This is a genomic window from Bacteroidales bacterium (assembly GCA_031275285.1).
Taxonomy (GTDB): Bacteria; Bacteroidota; Bacteroidia; order Bacteroidales; family UBA4181; genus JAIRLS01.
Genome location: JAISOY010000218.1, coordinates 1 through 4,041 on the forward strand (window position 1 = coordinate 1; position 4,041 = coordinate 4,041).

Below are 4,041 nucleotides of genomic sequence, written 5' to 3' on the forward strand. Positions count from 1 at the left end.
CCGGTTTTTTAAAGAAGGAAGCGGAGATGTGATCATCAGTGCGGATTCGGTAGACGTTCAAATCGGAGATCTTGCCCAGAAGACACAACTGGAGATCATACTGAATGTTTCTTTCCTGGATGAACAAATGAATCCGACCCGTGCAAAGACAGAACCGGTAGTACTGGGCAACATAAAAGACCAAAAATTCTCTGTTAAAATCACAGACATGACCGCAATGAAAGATGCCAGGCATCTTAAATTCAGTTTTGTTATCAAGAAGCCCGATAATGGTACCCCGATTACTTTCAAAGTATCCGATTTCTTATCCATCGCCAAATTAAAAATCAAAAAGGAAGGTGGAATAAGTATCAATCTTGATGACATTTAATTATCTGTATTTAACCACACGATCTAAAGAATATTCTCATGCGAAAAATATATATCCTTATTATTTTAAGTGTCTTTGTTTGCAATATTTCCGCACAAACAAGAACCATTACAGGTATTGTACAGAAAAAAGAAAAAGCAATTCCGGGAGCTACTGTGATCGAAACCGGTACCAACAACACGGTGATCACAGATGCAGACGGTCGTTTTTCCATAACGGTATCCGATCAGGCCAACAGTCTGACTGTTTCGAACGCCAACTATGTTTCAGAACAAATCATGCTCGATACCTCAGATGATTACAATATCCGGCTTTCTCCGTTGGGTTTCATCAGAAATAAGGCTACCCTGCCCAACAGGTTTGCCATGAATCCGGCTTTGAGACCCATACAGGGTTATATCGGCGTTCCTTTTCTGAATAATATCAGGATAGATGCCAGGACAAACACCTTTAACCTGGATCACCTGACATTCCGGAAAAATAATGAATTGGTCACATTCATGCATCCTGATGTAGGGATCAATGAGTTCCTGAACGACATAAAAAAGAACAATTATCTTTCTGCAGATTTTGATTATTCCCTGTTTACCTTCGGATTTTACACCGGAAAAAGTTTCTGGAGTTTTGATGCCGGAGTAAAAGCACATGCAGATGGAAACGTTCCAAAATCCCTTTTCAGGTTTGCCAAGGTCGGGCTTGATTCCGATGAGGCTGTAAGGTATAATTTTAAAGAAACACAGGTCACAGGTAACGCATATGGGGAAGTAGCGTTCGGTTATTCACGTTCGTTCCTGGAAGACAATCTTATTGTCGGATTGCGGACTAAATTCCTGGTTGGTTTTGCTGATTTCGATTTTAAGATCCAGGATCTATCTTTAGATGCCGAACTGGATCAATGGATCGTTAGTTCGCGTGCCACATTAAAAGCATCAGCCCCGGGTATCAAAGCAAAATATGACAGTGACGGCAAATTTGACGGAATCGAATTCGATGATTTCGATGACATGACGCTTAAACCCGGTTACGGACTCGGATTTGACATAGGCGCCTCTTATGCGCTTGCAGGATTAGCCCTTCCTGAAGGCATTTGGGGAGATATCCTGAGCCGGTTCACCTTTTCAGGTGCATTGACGGATATCGGATTTATCAGATGGCCAAGTGTCAACACCTTAGAACTGGAATCCGTCCTGGACAGGCAGGTAGTTACCGGTGACATTGAAATAGATTACAACAACAGCGATGTACTGGAAGATCAACTGAACGATATAAAAGACAATCTGGAAGATATACTGGACCTTAAAGAAACCGGAAGGAACCGGAAATACACCTCTTCCCTCAGGATGAAAATGAATCTGGAACTGGAATATGAATTTTTCAAGGATATGCTGTATGCAGGTTTACTGTCCACAACCTACTTCAATTCATCACACACGGTCACAGAACTGACCCTTACCGGGACCTACCGCCCCGCCCGCTGGTTTGCCGTGGCGCTTAGCTATTCATTTATCCACAGCAAGTTCAATACTTTTGGCGCCGCCATACACTTAGCGCCCAAAAGCGGTATCAGCTTCTTCCTGTCCAGCGATTATATTGTATATCATGTTTCTCCACAATATATTCCCGTCACCACGAAAGGTATTAATTTAAACTTCGGGTTAAATATCCCTATCGGGAAAAGAAGAATTCCTGAAGTCATGAATCAATAATTTCGATCAGTTATACGAAAAATACCCTCAACGAATTGAGGGTTTTTTTTTACATGCCTCTTCAACAAAAAAAAGTACACCAGAGTTGCATATCTAAAAACATAGTTTATATTTGTGGATGAGAAATAATAACTTTTATCCATTTAACACCCTGACATAATGAAAAAAATGTATTGGCTTTTATTAGGTTTTGTACTGGTCACCCAAATATCTGCACAAAAGTATGACCCGAATGCGATTGTACCGACAGACCCGGGAGTAAAAATCGGAAAGTTGGATAATGGACTCACTTATTACATAAGGAAAAACAACAAGCCGGAAAACAGGGCCGATATGTATATACTCCACCATGTCGGAGCTATACTGGAAGAAGACAGTCAGAACGGGCTGGCGCATTTTACCGAACATATGGCATTTAAGGGAACCACCCACTTTCCGGGAGATGCCATCACCAAATATTGTGAGAAAAACGGGATCAAATTCGGTGCCAACCTGAATGCATATACCAGCATAGACAGAACTTGCTACATGCTTTCTTCCATACCGCTGGAAAGGGAATCTTTGATCGACAGTTTGTTATTGATCTTACATGACTGGTCGGGGGAGTTTTTATTCAAACCGGAGATGTTGGAAATAGAACGCGGAGTGATCAGGGAAGAATGGCGTACCTACGGAGGTTCGGGGTTCCGGATCAGCGAGCAGTTAAGGCCTGTGATATACAATCATTCACAATATGCCAAACGCAATGTCATTGGGGATATCAATGTGTTGAATACATTTAAAATGAATGACATACTCGATTTCTACCATAAATGGTACCGTCCGGACTTACAGGCATTGATCCTGATCGGTGACTTCGATCCGGACCAGATGGAAGAAAAGGTAAAAAAATTGTTCAAAAACCGTCCGAAGCCCCAAAATTCTATTCAGTTACCTGAATATGAAATACCGGATAATGACGGCATATTGATCGGCAGTGCGACGGATCCTGAAGCTGGAAATTTGAGTATCAGCCTGATGTATAAACATGAGGGAACAAGACCCGAAAACAGGGATAAGCAAAAATTCATGTGGGACAATAGGGTTACAAGACTTATCAATACCATGCTTTCATCCAGGATGGATGAGTTATATCTAAAAGATAACCAACCCTTTGCAAGCATTTATGGTGGTTATTATTCTTGGCTCGCTAATAAAGATGTTTTCTCGGCATCTGTACGGCCCAAAAACAACCAGGCTCCTCAAGCATTTAAAGTGCTGCTGACTGAACTTGAACGGGTAAAGCGTTACGGTTTTAACGAATCGGAACTGGAGCGTGCCAAAGCAACGATACTCAATGGTGAACAAAGGGCATACAATGAAAGGAACAACAGGGATAACGGTGCATTCCTGAACTTATACATCTCCCATTTTACCGGGAACAACTCTATTCCATCTGTAGAATATACCTACAATTTTACCCAGAACGTGCTTCCGATGATTACATTGGAAGAAATCAACCGGAAGGCGCAGAATTTCTTCCCCGACAAAAATATCATTGTTACCCAATCCGTATCCGACAAAGACAAGGATCAAATGTTAACGGAGGATATGATCAAAAAAATGCTGGCCGATATCAAAAAAGAAAACATCGAACCCTATAAGGATGAAATGTCCGGAAAGCAATTGATGGAGCAACTTCCCCAAAAAGGTAAGATCATAAAAACCAAAACACTGAAAAAACCGTTCAATGCCGTTGAGTGGACATTGAGCAATGGTGCTAAAGTAGTGATCTACCCAACTACCCATAAAGAAGACCAGATCATTTTATCGGCATACAGCTGGGGTGGTTCTTCATTAATCAGCGATCAGGATTACCAGTCTTCCCGTTATGCGACCAGTATTCCCTCATTAAGCGGTATCGGTGATTTCAGTTTTACAGACCTGAACAAACTTCTGGCTGGAAAATCAGCTTATGCAAATCTG

The 4,041-nt window shown here is 41.6% G+C and carries 3 protein-coding genes; all 3 read left to right on the forward strand.

Annotated features, from left to right (window positions below; genetic code table 11):
- Window positions 1-370 (forward strand): DUF4621 domain-containing protein (locus LBQ60_21480; GenBank protein ID MDR2040496.1); only part of this gene is annotated, 370 nt, incomplete at its 5' end.
- A 38-nt stretch (window positions 371-408) separates the two neighbouring features.
- Window positions 409-2,076 (forward strand): DUF5723 family protein, encoded by a 1,668-nt coding sequence (locus tag LBQ60_21485; GenBank protein MDR2040497.1) that lies wholly within the window; start codon window positions 409-411, stop codon window positions 2,074-2,076.
- A 159-nt stretch (window positions 2,077-2,235) separates the two neighbouring features.
- Window positions 2,236-4,041, forward strand: a 1,806-nt coding sequence (locus LBQ60_21490; protein ID MDR2040498.1) for an insulinase family protein, incomplete at its 3' end; no start/stop codon positions are given.